14 protein-coding genes are annotated in these 16281 nt (G+C 51.0%); 12 read left to right on the forward strand and 2 right to left on the reverse strand.

Features of this window, described 5'->3' with window-relative positions:
- Window positions 1–46: 46 nt before the first annotated feature.
- Window positions 47–1888 (reverse strand): tyrosine-protein phosphatase, encoded by a 1842-nt coding sequence (locus tag C7M51_RS15120; protein ID WP_167522373.1) that lies wholly within the window; start codon window positions 1886–1888, stop codon window positions 47–49.
- A 1192-nt stretch (window positions 1889–3080) separates the two neighbouring features.
- Between C7M51_RS15120 and C7M51_RS15125 the strand changes: the two genes are divergently transcribed.
- Both C7M51_RS15125 and C7M51_RS15130 read left to right on the forward strand, forming a co-directional pair.
- Window positions 3081–3692: a helix-turn-helix domain-containing protein gene (locus tag C7M51_RS15125; protein WP_160622493.1), complete on the forward strand. Its 612-nt coding sequence runs from the start codon at window positions 3081–3083 to the stop codon at window positions 3690–3692.
- Window positions 3693–3731: 39 nt separating this feature from the next.
- Window positions 3732–4634 (forward strand): queuosine precursor transporter, encoded by a 903-nt coding sequence (locus tag C7M51_RS15130; protein WP_160622494.1) that lies wholly within the window; start codon window positions 3732–3734, stop codon window positions 4632–4634.
- Window positions 4635–4810: 176 nt separating this feature from the next.
- Here C7M51_RS15130 and C7M51_RS15135 read toward each other — a convergent pair whose 3' ends face one another.
- Window positions 4811–5632: a DeoR family transcriptional regulator gene (locus C7M51_RS15135; RefSeq protein ID WP_160622495.1), complete on the reverse strand. Its 822-nt coding sequence runs from the start codon at window positions 5630–5632 to the stop codon at window positions 4811–4813.
- A 247-nt stretch (window positions 5633–5879) separates the two neighbouring features.
- Between C7M51_RS15135 and kbaZ the strand changes: the two genes are divergently transcribed.
- The 10 genes from kbaZ to malI all read left to right on the forward strand — a co-directional run bounded on the left by kbaZ (window position 5880) and on the right by malI (window position 16093).
- Window positions 5880–7175, forward strand: a complete 1296-nt coding sequence (gene kbaZ, locus C7M51_RS15140) for a tagatose-bisphosphate aldolase subunit KbaZ (RefSeq protein ID WP_160622496.1) — start codon at window positions 5880–5882, stop codon at window positions 7173–7175.
- Window positions 7176–7195: 20 nt separating this feature from the next.
- A complete protein-coding gene (agaV, locus tag C7M51_RS15145; RefSeq protein WP_160622497.1) occupies window positions 7196–7669 on the forward strand; it encodes a PTS N-acetylgalactosamine transporter subunit IIB in 474 nt (157 codons plus the stop codon).
- A gap of 10 nt (window positions 7670–7679) precedes the next feature.
- Window positions 7680–8459, forward strand: a complete 780-nt coding sequence (gene agaW / locus C7M51_RS15150; protein ID WP_160622498.1) for a PTS N-acetylgalactosamine transporter subunit IIC — start codon at window positions 7680–7682, stop codon at window positions 8457–8459.
- Entirely contained in the window at window positions 8449–9327 is an 879-nt protein-coding gene (gene agaE, locus C7M51_RS15155; protein WP_160622499.1) for a PTS N-acetylgalactosamine transporter subunit IID, read from the forward strand. The genes agaW and agaE overlap by 11 nt, the downstream gene beginning before the upstream one ends.
- Before the next feature lie 15 nt (window positions 9328–9342).
- Window positions 9343–9777 carry a PTS galactosamine/N-acetylgalactosamine transporter subunit IIA gene (gene agaF / locus C7M51_RS15160; RefSeq protein WP_160622500.1) on the forward strand — a complete coding sequence of 145 codons (435 nt, stop codon included), beginning with the start codon at window positions 9343–9345 and terminating at the stop codon, window positions 9775–9777.
- Window positions 9774–10907: an N-acetylglucosamine-6-phosphate deacetylase gene (gene nagA, locus C7M51_RS15165; protein ID WP_160622501.1), complete on the forward strand. Its 1134-nt coding sequence runs from the start codon at window positions 9774–9776 to the stop codon at window positions 10905–10907. Before agaF ends, nagA begins: the two co-directional genes overlap by 4 nt.
- Before the next feature lie 292 nt (window positions 10908–11199).
- Entirely contained in the window at window positions 11200–12354 is a 1155-nt protein-coding gene (locus C7M51_RS15170) for an SIS domain-containing protein (protein ID WP_160622502.1), read from the forward strand.
- Window positions 12355–12366: 12 nt separating this feature from the next.
- Entirely contained in the window at window positions 12367–13245 is an 879-nt protein-coding gene (gene kbaY, locus C7M51_RS15175; RefSeq protein WP_160622503.1) for a tagatose-bisphosphate aldolase subunit KbaY, read from the forward strand.
- Between the two features lie 275 nt (window positions 13246–13520).
- Window positions 13521–15020, forward strand: coding sequence for a PTS transporter subunit EIIC (locus tag C7M51_RS15180; protein ID WP_160622504.1), 1500 nt, complete (start codon window positions 13521–13523; stop codon window positions 15018–15020).
- A 56-nt stretch (window positions 15021–15076) separates the two neighbouring features.
- Window positions 15077–16093 carry a Mal regulon transcriptional regulator MalI gene (gene malI / locus C7M51_RS15185; protein ID WP_160622505.1) on the forward strand — a complete coding sequence of 339 codons (1017 nt, stop codon included), beginning with the start codon at window positions 15077–15079 and terminating at the stop codon, window positions 16091–16093.
- Window positions 16094–16281: the final 188 nt, after the last annotated feature.

Consider the following 16281-nt stretch of genomic DNA (forward strand, 5'->3'; position numbering starts at 1 on the left):
AACCTCTGCAAGACAGGCTACCCGTAACGACAGCGGCTGTTGGTCATTAAAAGGCGTAGGCCAGGCTTACATTGCCACTAAAACCATGGCTGTTGCCTCCGCTGGCAGCCTCAGCCTGACCACCAATATTCAGGCTGAAAGATCCGCGCGTTACGCCGATGCTGGCTCCGGCATTAAACATATTATGGCTATTGAATGCTGAACGCTGACCAATTCCGTAGTTATAAAGCTGCCCGCGAGTATGTACTGAAGGCGTGCTGAAGCTATGTTCATAACCCACAGAAACAGCAGGGGTTACTGTCCAGCTTCCGCTGTTAAACGGATGGAAGATGATATTAATATTGGCAAGGCCGCCGGAGCGATTTTCACTTATACGATCAACGTTAAGCGCCAGTTCGCTCCCGCGTTCGCGAAAACCATTCATATGGAGATGTGTTAACCGGGCACCAACTGAAGATTCAATGCTGAGCATCTCATACTGGTTGACGTAGCCAAGACGAAGCGCGCCGCCAAACAGCTGTCCATGCGTATCACCAGAGGCAGTTCCCAAAGCACCGCCCAGTCGGCGGGTGCTGCTATAGTCTACCCAACCGGCATGAATATCGGCAGCGGCAAAAGGCCCATACGCGAGATCCTCAAACGCATACCTGGCACCTGCGCCCAGAATGGTGGTATTAGCATCCGCCTCAGCACCGGCGCTGCCCAGCGAGCCCCAGCTGTAACCCAGCGTACCGTAGCCGCTAAGCTGTGCGTTAACGCGTTGGGTATAGCCCAGTAGTGTACCAGTACTGTGTTCATTACTGCTGGCCGCCTTGTCTGAACTCTCGTTGCCCAGATAGCCATTGAGCGCGGTAAGCCACAGTTTCCCTTCGCCATCCCGTAGCCGACGACTGTCAACGTTGGGTGCCAGCGCTCTTTCCATACGTGAGCCGCTGCGTAACAGATAGCTGGCCGTATCGGCATGGATCTGTCCGCCGATCCGGGATTCAACGCCGCCAAGACTTCCACGGTCAATCGCGGATTGCAGGTAATAGTTATATGCGGTGTAGCGCCCCGCCAGGTCGCTATTTTGCAACGCATTGAGCAGCGCCGCACCCTGAGCCGCATTACCCCGTAGCGCCTGCTGACCAGGAAGCTGGTTATATTGCACCATCTGGCTGCGCAGCACGTAGATAGTCTCCTGGGATAACCCCAATCCTTCTTTTATATAGTTATCTACAGAACCGTACAGGCGGATAGCTTCATCCAGGCCAGCCTGCAAATAGCTGGCGTCCGCATAGAGGAACGGCGTATAAATTTCAGCCAGCCGCGGCGGCAGCCGGGCAATTGTCGCCTCGATATGTTCACGGGAATATTCATTGCTTGCGAGGTAATCGGCCATAATTGCGTCATCGTCCGCCCCGGCGATGTTTAGCAATACCATCGAAATCCACCCGGTACGATCTTTACCTTCGGTACAGTGAAAGACGACAGCCCCATCGGTAAGCGCCATGCTATTAAACAGTTTCGCAAACTGCGTACGCAGGCCAGCATCATTAGCAAAGGCCACGTTAGCCTGTAGCATCAATGATTTTGTTTCTTCTCCGCTCTGAGGCATGGCGACAGGTAAACTTTCATCATCCCGGCCAAGAACCGCCATAATGACGTTGATATGAGTATAATCAATGCCATCAGTATTAGTATTTGGTGTTTTAGCTATTTCTTTAAGGGTTCGGACATCGTAGATGCGGGTAATACCAAGCGAGTCAAAAATATTCCTGTCTGCCTCGGTTAATGTCAGCGCGCTGGAGCGGTAAAATACACCGCTACGCATTGTCCCACCGTGGCTGATTTCATAGGTCGAAGTGGAACCAGCAATATCACGGAAATTATCGACGCCTGACAGCATTGAACTATTTATTGATGCCGCATTGAGCGTGCCAGAGATTACTATTGCAAGAAGTGAGACAGGTATGGGTATATAGCGAATCAAAATAGACCTCAGTTTTACATTCTGATTATAAAAAAATATTCTCCAAAAACATCCAACAAAGTTTCTGGTTTATTTTTATGATATACGTTGCAGTTTTAATGGTGTTCTCTCATTAACGGAATATGCCGTTATTACTTAACTAAGATTTACTCATGTTTAATATTTAAAAGAGCATGATTAAAGTTACTGGTGTAACTGCCGCGACATATTTCAGTTCACTTATACCCATACAGCAATAAGCCAGGAAAAACCACCTCTACTAAGAGGCTGAGTTTAATTTATTAACGATTGGCTATGCCGTGAACTGCTGATGCCATCCTTCATTTTTGAGAGATAACGGAGCTGATTAGCATCCATCATTACAATAAAACAAGAATATGCATCTGGCTGGCAAAACTTCATACAGCGTATTAAACTCAATCATCTTAATGGAGTTTAGTGAATAGAGGAGATATTTATTTTCGATATAACATTATCATTCTACTTCATTAGTAGTTTAATGGTTATATTAAATTACCAATAATACTCAAGCTAACTGTAGATATACCCACGCTAATCAACATTGATCATGGATGCATTGAGAATGAAATAATGAAAATATGACTAACAAAAAATACCATTCCTGTCAGAAACGCTCACGCCCGCTAATCTCTGCTCTCACTTTAGCTGTAAAACAACAATCACATGGCCAAAAATCAATGACTTCAGACTGAAGTATTAACACCTGAATACGTACATCATGGCACTAAGCCAGGCAGGAAGCAGGTCAGCGTACCTGCTGCTGACCGCTGTGTTTCCCTGGTGTTGGAAGAAAAGATAGAGAATGTAAAAATTATTGTGCAACGAACGTACACTTTATGTAGACAACCTAATATTTTATGGCATATAAAGTCAACACAAAAAGAGACAAAATGAAATTTAAAATGACTACTAAGAACAACTAATACCGCATAAGCCATTGTAATATATGAATAAATTAAAAAATACATGTATACATTAATTATTATTAAATGTATGGTTTCATTAAGGTTTAGAGAGAGCTTTTGTTGAAACGTAATAAATTTCTTTATAGCATGCTGTGCGAAACTACCGACGGGAATGTTCATCAATGAAGTTATCGGGCTCTCAGAGAAAAGAGAATATAATCAACAATATAGAATATATTATGAGAAGCAGAGGTGAGACTAAAGTCTCATTCGCCAATCGTACCGGCGTCACCCGTGCCACCCTGTACAAAATACTGGACGGCAAGGTGAACAACGTCCAGCGCTCAACGATCTCGCGCATTGCCGATTTTTTCGGCGTTCCCTGCGATGTGATCGAAAATTATGATTTAGAACATATTGAAACGATAGAAAACACGCTATCTCCTGAAGGAAACAAGAATCCAGCAGCGGTTCCTGTTATTCCTCAATCCGCTTTTCTTATTAACGCAGGGAAAAGAGTGGGCGATCTGGCTACGCAATATCCTCTGACATGGTTTTTTGGCGATGTATCCAATACGATAGCGATGCGGGTAGAAAATAATATGAGTAATATTTTCTTTCCCGGCGACATTCTGATTATAAAACGTAATGCCATACCTAAAAGCAAACAGCTGGCATTATATTATTCGCAGGAAAAGGGACTATTTATCGGAAAAAACGATGACAAAATCCTTCCTTTTCAAAAAGATAAAGCATCGCTTCTGGGAACGATTATTGAAGAAAGAATTCAGTAAAATATCTATATTTGTCATAATTTTAAGGATAAAAACAGGATGGAATACAATAAGAAGTATAAGCTCCTTGGATTTAACCGCTCGGATACCATTACAGCCAATGTAATGGTCCTGGCGACCGGAAAACATATCACCATAGGTCTCCAGGAACTGGCAAGTAGTGAAATATCAGATGATTTCAATCCTAACGAGCTTAAAGCGCTTTATCGACGGCTCTACGGTGATGGTAATACTGTTACCGCTTATGACCTGGGCGACAGGCATGAGCGCTCATGGTATGCTTACCTGATATTAAGCATTGCACTAACGGTTATCTACCTGTTAAGCACCGTCAGCGGGGTGAAACCCATACTGATCCCCGTAGTCAATTTTGTTGTGCCGCCCGCTATATTTTTCTATCCACTCTCTTTTATTTTCGTCGATATTATCAATGAATTTTATGGCTTAAAGATGGCACGGCGAACCATCCTTATCTCATTTATTTCTAACATAGTTTTTGTCACTGGCCTGTGGATAACCAGCCTGCTGCCAAGCCTGGCAGAATGGGAGCTGAATAATTCTTATACCGCTTTTGTGCAGAGTATTATTGCAGTACTTTTTGCCTCCTCTGCCGCTTACCTGATATCTGAAAACATCAACTCGATGATACTGTGTAAAATCAAAGAGTTGACTAACTCCCGTTACCTATTTATACGCGTCATTACCAGCAACGTTATCGCTTCGGCCATTGACAGTATCATTTTCTGTACGCTGGCTTTTTACGGTGTATTGAGTATGGATACGATCAAAACGATGATCGTTTCCCAGTTCATTATTAAGCTAACTTATGCACTGGTAGGCGTAGGCCCAATATATGCTACCCGTGCGCTATTCAGAAAATATATTAATAAGGAAATTACCGTGAGCCGCGTTAAAGAAGCAAAAGCATGCGCAGAGGTTTAGTCGCAGCTCGTGCTTCCACGATTCAATTCTGCTATCCGGTATAGCGTATCAATGAGGCCTGTATCTTTTTTCGTGGAGGATGCCGCATCGCTATCGCCTGTTTCACGCCTGCGGTACGGGAAGAGCCGCAGGCCACTGCTCCCTGGCAAAGCAGGAACAGACAGCCCCGGCCAGCATTATTCCACTGACTCTTCCGCTACCAGTATTATCTCAACGCCCGCTTTCTGTAGCTCCTGCAAACTTTTCGCCGGTACGCCACGATCGGTAATAATGGTATGTATCCGTGGAATATCGATGATTTTATGCAGGCTGGAACGGTTAAATTTACTGGAATCAGTAACCACTATAATGCGTTCCGCTACCTCACACATACGGCGGTTCAGGCGCGCCTCATCTTCATTATGCGTGCTGACGCCGCGCTCCGCGTCAATGGCATCAACCCCGAGGAACAGCATATCGAAGTGATAATTTTGCAGCGATTGCTCCGCCTGATCGCCATAAAACGAAAGTGACTGACGGCGCAGATGCCCGCCGGTCATCAACAGTTCCACGCCCTCCGCATCCAGCAGTGCATTGCCGACGTTGATACCGTTAGTCATCACAATAACGTCCTGATGCTGACGCAGCATACGCGCCACTTCATAAGTCGTCGTCCCGGAATCCAGGATAATACGATGGCCTGGCTCGATCAGCTTTACCGCAGCCTGAGCAATTTCGCGTTTTAACGCTGGATTAAGTGAGCTTTTATCCTTAACGGAAGGCTCGATGGCGGGAGTATGACTGTCGCAAATCAGTGCGCCACCATAGGCGCGAACCGCAATCCCCTGCTTCTCCAGAAACGCCAGATCGTTACGAATAGTCACCGTTGAAACATTAAAAAGCGCCGAAAGATCGTTAACCTGAACGCTTCCCTGCTGCCGCAGCCGCTGAATAATCAGTTCACGCCGCTCGCTGGTTCCCGCGACGCGCTTATCTAAAGAAAAATCAGTGCTACCCATAGCGGCCCCTTACTAAAAACTTTCGTTTCATTTCGAACATTCTATTAACACCTTTCTTTTTACAAAATGCAAGCCTCATTCTCCCGATAAAAGTGACCTGTCTTACGACTTATAACTTTCATTACGCTTCTTTTGTGAAACAGATCGAAAAACCATTATCTTTCGTTTTGTTTTCATGATGCGCTAATGCAGCATAAATAAAAGGAACCGAAATGCAAGTGTCCTGGCATCTGAGACGGAGACAAAAGTGAAACTTCTTACTGAAATGGTAACGCAGCACAAGCAAGGCAAGGCGAACGGGATCTATGCCGTCTGCTCTGCCCATCCGCTGGTACTGGAATCCGCATTACGCTTCGCGCAAAAGAATCAGAGTGCATTGCTGATTGAAGCAACGTCTAACCAGGTCGATCAGTTTGGCGGCTATACCGGGATGACGCCTGCCGATTTTTACGGTTTCGTTGTCAGACTCGCCGATTCACTAAACTTCCCGCTATCACAGCTGATTCTGGGCGGCGATCATCTGGGCCCAAACCGCTGGCAAAAATTATCGGCAGCAGAAGCGATGGCCAATGCGGAAGCGCTCATTGAAAGCTATGTTGCCGCCGGATTTAAAAAAATCCATCTCGATTGCAGTATGTCCTGCGCTGACGATCCGCTTCCCCTGACCGATGCAATCGTCGCTGAACGCGCAGCACGGCTGGCGAAAGTAGCCGAAGAGACCTGCCAGCGCCACTTTGGCGAATCCGATCTGGTTTACGTTATCGGCACCGAAGTGCCGGTACCGGGCGGCGCACATGAAACACTTACCGAGCTTGCCGTCACCACGCCTGAAGCCGCACATGCCACGCTGGACGCGCACCGTCAGGCATTTGCGCAACAGGGACTACAGGCGGTTTGGCCACGTATTATCGCTCTGGTTGTTCAGCCTGGCGTAGAGTTTGATCACACGAACGTCATTGATTACCGTCCGCAGGCTGCCGCCGCGTTAAGTCAGGTTACCAACGCCAGCGATACGCTGGTATTTGAAGCCCATTCTACCGATTATCAGACGCCCCACGCGCTGCATCAGCTGGTAAAAGATCACTTTGCCATTCTGAAGGTAGGTCCGGCATTAACCTTTGCCCTGCGTGAAGCGTTATTTGCTCTGGCGGCGATTGAACAGGAACTGCTGCCGGAAAGCGCCTGCTCCAGGCTGCGCCAGGTACTGGAAGAGGTCATGCATAAGCACCCGGATTACTGGAAAAGCCACTATTTCGGCGATGACAGCGCCTGCCGCCTCGCCCGCAGCTACAGCTATTCCGACCGGATTCGCTACTACTGGCCAGACAAGGAAATTGATGAAGCCTTCTCCCGGCTGGTCAGCAACCTGGCGGATAACCCAATTCCGCTACCGCTAATCAGCCAGTATCTTCCACTGCAATATCAGAAAGTTCGCCAGGGGCAACTGCTGGCGACTCCGCATGAGCTGATTATCGACCGCATCCAGGATGTACTGCACCACTACTTTGCCGCCTGCCAGGGCGAGCCTCGCGATAATGCATAACAAATAAGAGGAATATGACTATGCCAAATATTGTTTTAAGCCGCATTGATGAGCGCCTGATTCACGGTCAGGTTGGCGTTCAGTGGGTTGGGTTTGCCGGGGCGAATCTGGTACTGGTCGCTAACGATGAGGTGGCTGAAGATACCGTACAGCAAAACCTGATGGAGATGGTACTGGCAGAAGGCATCGCCGTTCGCTTCTGGCCCTTACAGAAGGTAATCGACAATATTCATCGCGCTGCCGATCGTCAGAAGATTTTACTGGTCTGCAAAACGCCCGCAGATTTTCTCAAGCTGGTTGAAGGTGGCGTGCCCATTCAACGTATCAACGTTGGCAACATGCACTACGCCAACGGCAAGCAGCAAATTGCTAAAACCGTCTCGGTAGATGCGGGCGATATCGCCGCGTTCCAGGGGCTGAAAGCCGCTGGCGTGGAATGTTTTATACAGGGCGTCCCAACGGAACCCGCTTTAGATCTCTTTAAAGCACTTTAAGGAGCTGACGATGGAAATCAGTCTGCTACAGGCTCTTGCTCTTGGCATCCTTGCCTTTATTGCCGGCCTGGATATGTTCAACGGGTTAACGCATCTGCATCGTCCGGTAGTGCTTGGCCCACTGGTTGGCCTTGTGTTGGGCGACCTGCATACCGGTATCCTTACCGGCGGTACGCTGGAGCTGGTATGGATGGGGCTGGCACCGCTGGCTGGCGCGCAGCCGCCTAACGTAATTATCGGTACTATTGTCGGCACCACCTTTGCCATCACTACCGGTGTCAAACCTGATGTCGCCGTCGGTGTCGCGGTGCCTTTTGCCGTCGCGGTGCAGATGGGGATTACTTTCCTCTTCTCTGTGATGTCCGGGGTAATGTCACGCTGTGACCGCATGGCCGCGAATGCGGATACACGCGGAATCGAGCGCGTGAATTATCTGGCTCTGCTGGCGCTCGGTACTTTCTATTTTCTCTGCGCGTTCCTGCCCATTTACTTCGGGGCCGAACATGCCAAAACCGCCATTGACGTGCTGCCGGAGCGCCTGATTGACGGGCTTGGCGTAGCGGGCGGAATCATGCCAGCCATCGGCTTCGCCGTATTGCTGAAAATTATGATGAAAAATGTCTATATCCCCTACTTCATCATCGGCTTTGTCGCCGCCGCCTGGCTGAAACTGCCGGTGTTGGCCATCGCCGCCGCTGCGCTGGCTATGGCATTGATCGATCTGCTTCGTAAAAACCCGGAACCCGCCGTTACTCAGACCCAGCAAGAGGAATTCGAAGATGGCATCTAATCAAACCACCCTGACCAATGCCGCGGTAAACGAAGAATCGCTGCTGACCGGCGTCAATGAAGATGTGTATGAAGATCAGTCTATCGGTGCCGATCTGACAAAAAAAGATATCAATCGTGTCGCATGGCGCTCAATGCTATTACAGGCGTCCTTTAACTATGAACGTATGCAGGCTTCCGGCTGGCTGTATGGACTGCTGCCCGCGCTGAAGAAAATTCATACCAATCCGCGCGATCTGGCGCGTGCCATGAAAGGGCACATGGGCTTCTTCAATACCCATCCTTTCCTGGTGACCTTTGTTATCGGCATTATTCTGGCGATGGAGCGCTCCAAGCAGGACGTTAACAGTATTCAGAGCACCAAAATTGCCGTGGGCGCACCGCTGGGCGGCATTGGCGACGCCATGTTCTGGCTGACGCTGCTGCCGATCTGCGGCGGTATCGGTGCCAGCCTCGCGCTGCAAGGTTCAATACTCGGCGCGATAGTTTTTATGGTGCTGTTTAACGTCGTGCATCTTGGTCTGCGCTTTGGCCTTGCCCATTACGCTTATCGCATGGGTGTCGCTGCCATCCCACTGATTAAGGCCAACACCAAAAAAGTCGGCCACGCTGCCTCAATCGTCGGTATGACGGTTATCGGCGCGCTGGTTGCCACCTATGTACGCCTCGCAACCACGCTGGAGATCACCGCTGGTGATGCGGTAGTCAAACTGCAAGCGGACGTGATCGATAAGCTGATGCCCGCTTTCCTGCCGCTGGTTTATACCCTGACCATGTTCTGGCTGGTACGCCGTGGCTGGAGCCCGTTACGTCTGATCGGTATTACCGTACTTCTCGGTATCGTCGGCAAGTTCGCCCATTTCCTGTAAGCAGAAGGAGCTTCTATGTTAGGCATTATTCTTTGCGGTCACGGTGGATTCGCCAGCGGTCTGGCACAGGCGATGAGGCAGATTCTGGGGGAACAGCCGCAGTTTATCGCTATCGATTTCCCGGAATCCTCAACCACCGCGCTGCTGACCTCGCAGCTGGAAGAAGCTGTCGCAACGCTGGACGCGCAGGAAGATATCGTTTTTCTCACCGATCTGCTGGGTGGCACGCCGTTCCGTGTTGCCTCTACGCTGGCGATGCAGAAACCCGGACGCGAGGTTATCACCGGCACAAATTTACAGCTGCTGCTGGAAATGGTGCTGGATCGCGACGGACTGAGCAGTGAAGCGTTCCGGCTACAGGCACTAGAGTGCGGTCATCGTGGGCTGACCTGTCTGGCTGACGAGCTGGGGCGTTGCCGCGAAGAAACGCTGGCTGAGGAAGGAATATGACCCGGCTGTTGCGCGCCAGACGCCTGCTGAGCGAAGAAGGCTGGCTTGACGATTATCAGATTCGTATTGATAACGGCACGATTTCGGCGATTGAGCCGATCCCCGCTGGCGTAACGACGCGTGATGCCGACCTGCTCTGTCCAGCCCTGATTGATATTCATGTGCATGGCGGGGCTGGGGTTGACGTCATGGATGAAGCGCCGGAGACGCTGGATATACTGGCGATGCATAAGGCGCGCGAGGGCGTTGGGGCCTGGCTGGCGACCACGGTGACCGCGCCGTTCACCGATATTGAAAATGCACTGGCGCGCATTGCCCGGCGCTGCCAACGCGGCGGCCCAGGAGCCCAGGTGCTGGGCAGCTATCTCGAAGGCCCCTATTTTACGCCGCAGAACAAAGGCGCTCATACGCCAGAACTGTTTCGGGAACTGGATCTGTCTGAGCTGGAGGCGCTGATCGCCACCTCACAAAACACACTACGCGTCGTGGCGCTGGCACCAGAAAAACCGGGGGCCGGAGAAGCGATCCGTTACCTGAAACAGCGCGGCATACGGGTAATGTCTGGGCACAGCGCCGCCACCTACGAGCAAACCATTGCCGCGTTTGATGCGGGAGGCGATGGCCTGGTCCACTGCTTCAACGGCATGACCGGCTTACATCATCGCGAGCCGGGTATGGTCGGTGCCGGGCTCACCGACAGACGCGCCTGGCTGGAACTGATCGCTGACGGACATCATGTACATCCTGCCGTTATGCAGCTGTGCTGCGGCTGTGCGAAAGAACGGCTGATTCTGATTACCGATGCCATGCGTGCAGCGGGTATGCCGGATGGACGCTATACGCTTTGTGGTCAGGCTGTAGAAATGCATGACGGCATCGTTCGTACCGCCGCTGGCGGGCTGGCGGGGAGCACCCTGTCGCTGGATGCCGCCGTCAGATATATGGTCAAACGCGTCGGCATCACAGAGGCGGAAGCCATACATATGGCCTCGCTGCATCCGGCGAAGCTGCTGGGGCTTGATCGCTGTTTAGGTTCGATCAAGAAAGGGAAGCAGGCCAACGTTATCGCGCTGAACGATGCGCTGTATGTGCAGCGGGTTTGGGTCCAGGGTAAGCCAGTTACTTTATAGCAGAGTCTGTTTCATTCCCTTACTGGCGATATCACTATCGCCAGCTTTCTTTTTCTTTGTTTTAGGAAAGATCAACTTTCCATTTATTTAAAAACATTATTTATCAATTAGTTATCCGGTTACCTTTTATCCCGATCACACTTTGCGCTTTCTTTCATTTTCCTTCGTTGAAGTTTCTTTTTCTTTGCTATACATTGCAATTAATGATTTAAATGACTCAATAGAAATGAAACGAAAGCAATGCGATATCGCTTCGCTCTCCGCTGAGTTTCATGCCATTAAGGATTGCGCTATGTCTGAAACCTACGTTCCTTCCCCCGCCACTACCGGCACCTGGACAGAAGAAGAGATCCGCCAACAGCCCACCAGCTGGATGCGTTCCCTTGCTCATATCGACACGCTGCGTCAGTCAATCGACAATTTTCTTGCCCCGCTGCTGCATAAAACGGATTTGCGCATTGTACTGACCGGTGCAGGTAGCTCGGCCTTTATCGGCGATATGATTGCTTCCTGGCTGGCAAGCCACAGCGGAAAAAACGTCAGCGCGATCCCAACGACCGACCTAGTGACCAATCCAATGGATTATCTGGCCCCGGAAAAACCGCTGCTGCTGGTCTCCTTTGCCCGCTCCGGCAATAGCCCGGAAAGCGTAGCCGCCGTGGATCTGGCAAATCAGTTCGTTAATGAGTGCTATCATCTGGTGATCACCTGCAATGAAGCGGGCAGTCTTTATCAGAACGCGATCAATAACGATAACGCCTTTGCGCTACTCACGCCCGCAGAGACACACGATCGCGGATTTGCCATGACCAGCAGTATCACCACCATGATGGCGAGCTGCCTGGCAGTATTTGCCCCAGCGGTCGTCAACAGCAGCACCTTCCGCCAGGTAGCCGATCGCTGTCACGCGATCCTCACCTCGCTGGGCGATTTCAGCCACGGCGTCTTTGGCGATTACCCATGGAAAAGGATCGTTTATCTTGGCAGCGGCGGCCTGCAAGGCGCGGCACGTGAATCAGCGCTGAAAGTGCTGGAGCTGACCGCCGGTAACATTGCCGCATTCTATGATTCCCCGACCGGCTTCCGTCACGGACCTAAATCGCTGGTTGATAACGAAACGCTGGTTGTGGTGTTCATCTCCAGCCATCCCTATACCCGTCAGTACGATCTCGATCTGCTGGCCGAGCTGCGTCGCGATAACCAGGCGATGCGCGTAGTGGCGATTGCGGCAGAAACGGATGCGATCGTTGAATCTGGACCACATCTGTTACTGCCGCCGTCGCGCGCCTTTATTGATGTTGAACAGGCATTCTGCTTTCTGATTTATGCGCAGGTGTTCGCGCTGATGGAATCGATCAAAGCGGGCATCACGCCGGATTCACCGTCCGCCAGCGGCACGGTAAACCGCGTAGTCAAAGGCGTTGTTATTCATCCGTGGCAGGCATAAGAGGATTACAGCATGGGGATTATCTCTACCAGATACCTTCTTCTTGATGCACAAACGAAAGGCTATGCCGTACCGGCATTTAATATTCATAACGCCGAAACTATCCAGGCCATTCTGGAAGTCTGCCGCGAAATGCAGTCTCCGGTGATCCTGGCCGGAACGCCCGGCACCTTTAAGCATATCGCCTTCCAGGAAATCTATGCGCTGTGCGAAGCCTACTCTAACAGCTACGGCATACCGCTGGCGCTACACCTCGATCATCATGAATCGCTGGACGATATCAGGCGTAAAGTCGATGCAGGCGTACGCAGCGCTATGATCGACGGCAGCCACTTACCTTTCGAAGAAAACGTCGCGCTGGTGAAAGCCGTGGTCGATTACAGCCACCGTCACGATTGCAGCGTTGAAGCGGAACTGGGAAGGCTGGGCGGCGTGGAAGATGATATGAGCGTTGATGAAGAGAGCGCATTTCTCACCGATGCTCAGGAAGCGCGGCGCTTTGTGCAACTGACCGGTGTGGATAGCCTGGCCGTAGCGATAGGCACGGCGCATGGCCTCTATACCAAAACGCCAAAAATCGATTTCCAGCGGCTGGCAGAAATCCGCGCCGTGGTTGACGTACCGCTGGTTCTCCACGGAGCCAGCGACGTGCCGGATGCGCTGGTACGACGCGCTATTGAACTGGGTATCTGCAAGGTCAACGTTGCCACGGAACTGAAAATCGCTTTCGCCGCCGCAGTAAAAGAGTGGTTTGCAAAAAACCCGCAGGGTAACGATCCACGTTACTACATGCGCGTGGGCATGGACGCGATGAAAGACGTGGTCAAAAGCAAAATTAACGTCTGCGGATCCGCCGGACAGGCGCAGATTAAAACTGCGGCTATCGCCTGATCCTGTCCCTCACCAGGATCGCGCCAGAGTTAACGCCATTCGCCATCTTTTACCCGCATAAACCCTGCATTTAGCAGGGTTTATCAGTTACCAGTTGCCGCTGACATAACGCGGTTTTCAGATCCGCGTCATAAAATAACAATTCCCTCTGGCTGCGCGAGAAGTTTCTGTTGCGCAAAGATCACGCCTGCATAAGGATAAGTAGAACGTTCTAGTAAAACGTTTTACCTAACAAAAAATCTTCAGGCATCGCTGGCTATTCCACCGGGGGCACTATGCGGCTGTTTACAGGGTTATTCACCTCATTATCCAAATTATCCATGATCGGGCGGGCATTGATGCTGCCGATTTCGCTGCTGCCTGCGGCGGGTTTACTGCTGGCGTTTGGCGATAAATTTCACTTACCGCTAATGATGAACGCTGGCGGGGTGATATTTGATAACCTGCCGATGCTGTTTGCCATCGGCTCTGCGGTAGGCCTCGCCTCGGAATCGGGTATCGCTGCGCTTTCTGCCGCGGTGTCGGTACTGATTACTAACGTTACCATCGGCACGGTTATGCATATCACGCCGGAGATGGCGGCCAGCGGCGGAAAATACGCAATGGTGATCGGCATTCCAACCCTGCAAATGGGCGTTTTTGGCGGCCTGATCTGCGGCATCCTGGCGGCGTGGTGCTTTAACCGCTTCCATACTTTGCAGCTGCCGGAATTTCTCGGCTTCTTCTCCGGTAAGCGTTTTGTTGCTATCGCGACAGCCTTTCTCTCATTCCTGCTTGGGCTGGTACTGCCCTATATCTGGCAACATATTCAGACAGGTATTGATGCGCTTTCGGTACTGGTAAACGGCAACAATCAGGCCGTCTCCACCTTTGTTTTCGGGCTGGTAGAGCGCGCGCTGATTCCGCTGGGACTACATCACATCTGGTATCCCTCGTTCTGGTACTCTTTTGGCGATTACACTACGCAAGGTGGACAGCTGATTCATGGCGACCAGACCATCTGGTTTAAGATGCTAGAAGAAGGAGTGAAATCATTCAGTAGCGACAGCTATCACGATGCCGGTAAATTCATGCAGGGCGAATTCCCACTGATGCTGTTTGCGCTGCCCGCCGCCTGTCTGGCGATGTACCATGAAGCGAACAGTAAGAATAAAAAGATCGCTTCCGGTATCCTGTTTTCCGCCGCGCTGACCTGCTTCCTGACCGGTATTACCGAGCCGGTAGAGTTCACCTTTATTTTTGTCGCGCCGCTGCTGTATGTTTTCAATGCGGTAATGGCCGGACTTTCTTATATGTGCATGTATCTGCTGCATGCCCATATCGCCAAATCGTTTTCCGCTGGCCTGATCGATTATATCTCCTTTGGCATCCTGCCTTCGCTTAACGGTTTCCAGACCAATTATCTCAATGCGGTTATCGTCGGCGTGCCGATGGGACTGATTTACTACTTCACCTTTCGTTTCGTTATTCGTCGTTTCGATATCAAAACGCCGGGGCGTACCGATGCCGCTGCTAACGCTGGCGATAAAAGTGATGAAGCGCTGGCCCAGGAAATTGTTACCCTGCTGGGCGGTGAGAAAAACATTGCCAGCGTTGGCGCCTGTATTACGCGCCTGCGTCTGGAAGTGGAGGACGGTCAGCCGGTTGATAAGGATGGCCTGCATAATCTGGGCGCTCGCGGCGTGGTTTTTGTCGGTGATAAAGGAATTCAGGTTATCTTCGGCGCACGGGCACAGTTTATTGCCCAGCAAATGCATAAACTAACGGGCCGTTAAACAGAGGAACCCCCTTTTTCTGGCACCGCCGGAAAGGGGCTATTACAGGGATCGCGATGAAAAAGGTGGGTATCATTGATGTGGCAAAAGCAGCGGGAGTATCGGTATCCACCGTCTCGCTGGTGCTGCGTCAAAAAGGGAAAATTTCAGCGCAGACGATTGAAAGGGTGCAGGCGGCTATCGCCGATCTTGGCTATGTGCATAACGTCACTGCCGCGAATCTGCGCGCCAGCACCTCTAATCTGATTGGCCTGATCGTCAGTGACCTTAGCGATACCTTTACGCTTAAGGTGATGACTCACCTTGTGCAGGCACTGGAACAGCAGGGTTATATGACGCTGCTTGCCCATCCGCAGGATGAAGAGGCGCAGCTGACACAGTGTCTGCTGGCGTTTAGTCGCCAGGGCGTGGCGGGCGTTGTTTTCCTTAATGCGAATGCTCGCCGCCAGACGCTGCCGGAGGCGCTGCGTCAGTCGCCACTGCCGCAGGTGGTTGTCTCGCAAACGCAGATTAACGATCCCTGCGATCTGGTGATGCGTGATAACCGTCAGGCGGCGGCGCTGGCAACGCGTTATCTGATTGGGCGCGGGCATCGCAATATTGGCTATATCGGCGGTGAACTCTCGTCATTAATCCGCGAACAGCGGCTGGCAGGCTACCGTCTGGCGCTACAACAACACGGGTTACCGTTTCGCGAAGAGTGGGTTCCTGCCTGCGCGGAGGAAACCGATGCCGCCCGGCTGGCAAGCCGTCGCCTGCTGGAGAGCAATAACAAAATCACCGCCCTGCTCTGTCATTCCGCGCATGCGATTATTGGCTGCCTGAGCGGTATTTATCAAACCGGACGCACCGTTGGTAAAGACGTGTTTCTTACCCAACAGGTTTCGCTGGTAGGTTTTGAGGATATGCTGCAAATCAATCTCAGCTCCCCTGCTTTTACCTATGTCTCTTCCGCCAGTGAAGAAGCGGGACGCCAGGCGGCAGCCGTGATTATCGGCAAAATTCAGCAATCACACTTAACGCCACAGCGTATTACGCTATCGGGAGAGCTGGTGCTACGGGAATCGGGCTGAATAAGACCAGCCCTTTCTGTCACCCATACAATTGCTGACCAAAGAAAAAATCTTCCCGCATCCGCTATATTTTCCTTACTTATCAACTTCTGTTTCCTCACTAATAAAAAATAGATTTCCAGTTAATCTGCGATAGCTGTATTTTTAATGCCATCAGGCATTTCCGTTATTACCTGATAATTCATCTT

The sequence above is a fragment of the Mixta intestinalis genome (assembly GCF_009914055.1).
GTDB lineage: Bacteria > Pseudomonadota > Gammaproteobacteria > Enterobacterales > Enterobacteriaceae > Mixta > Mixta intestinalis.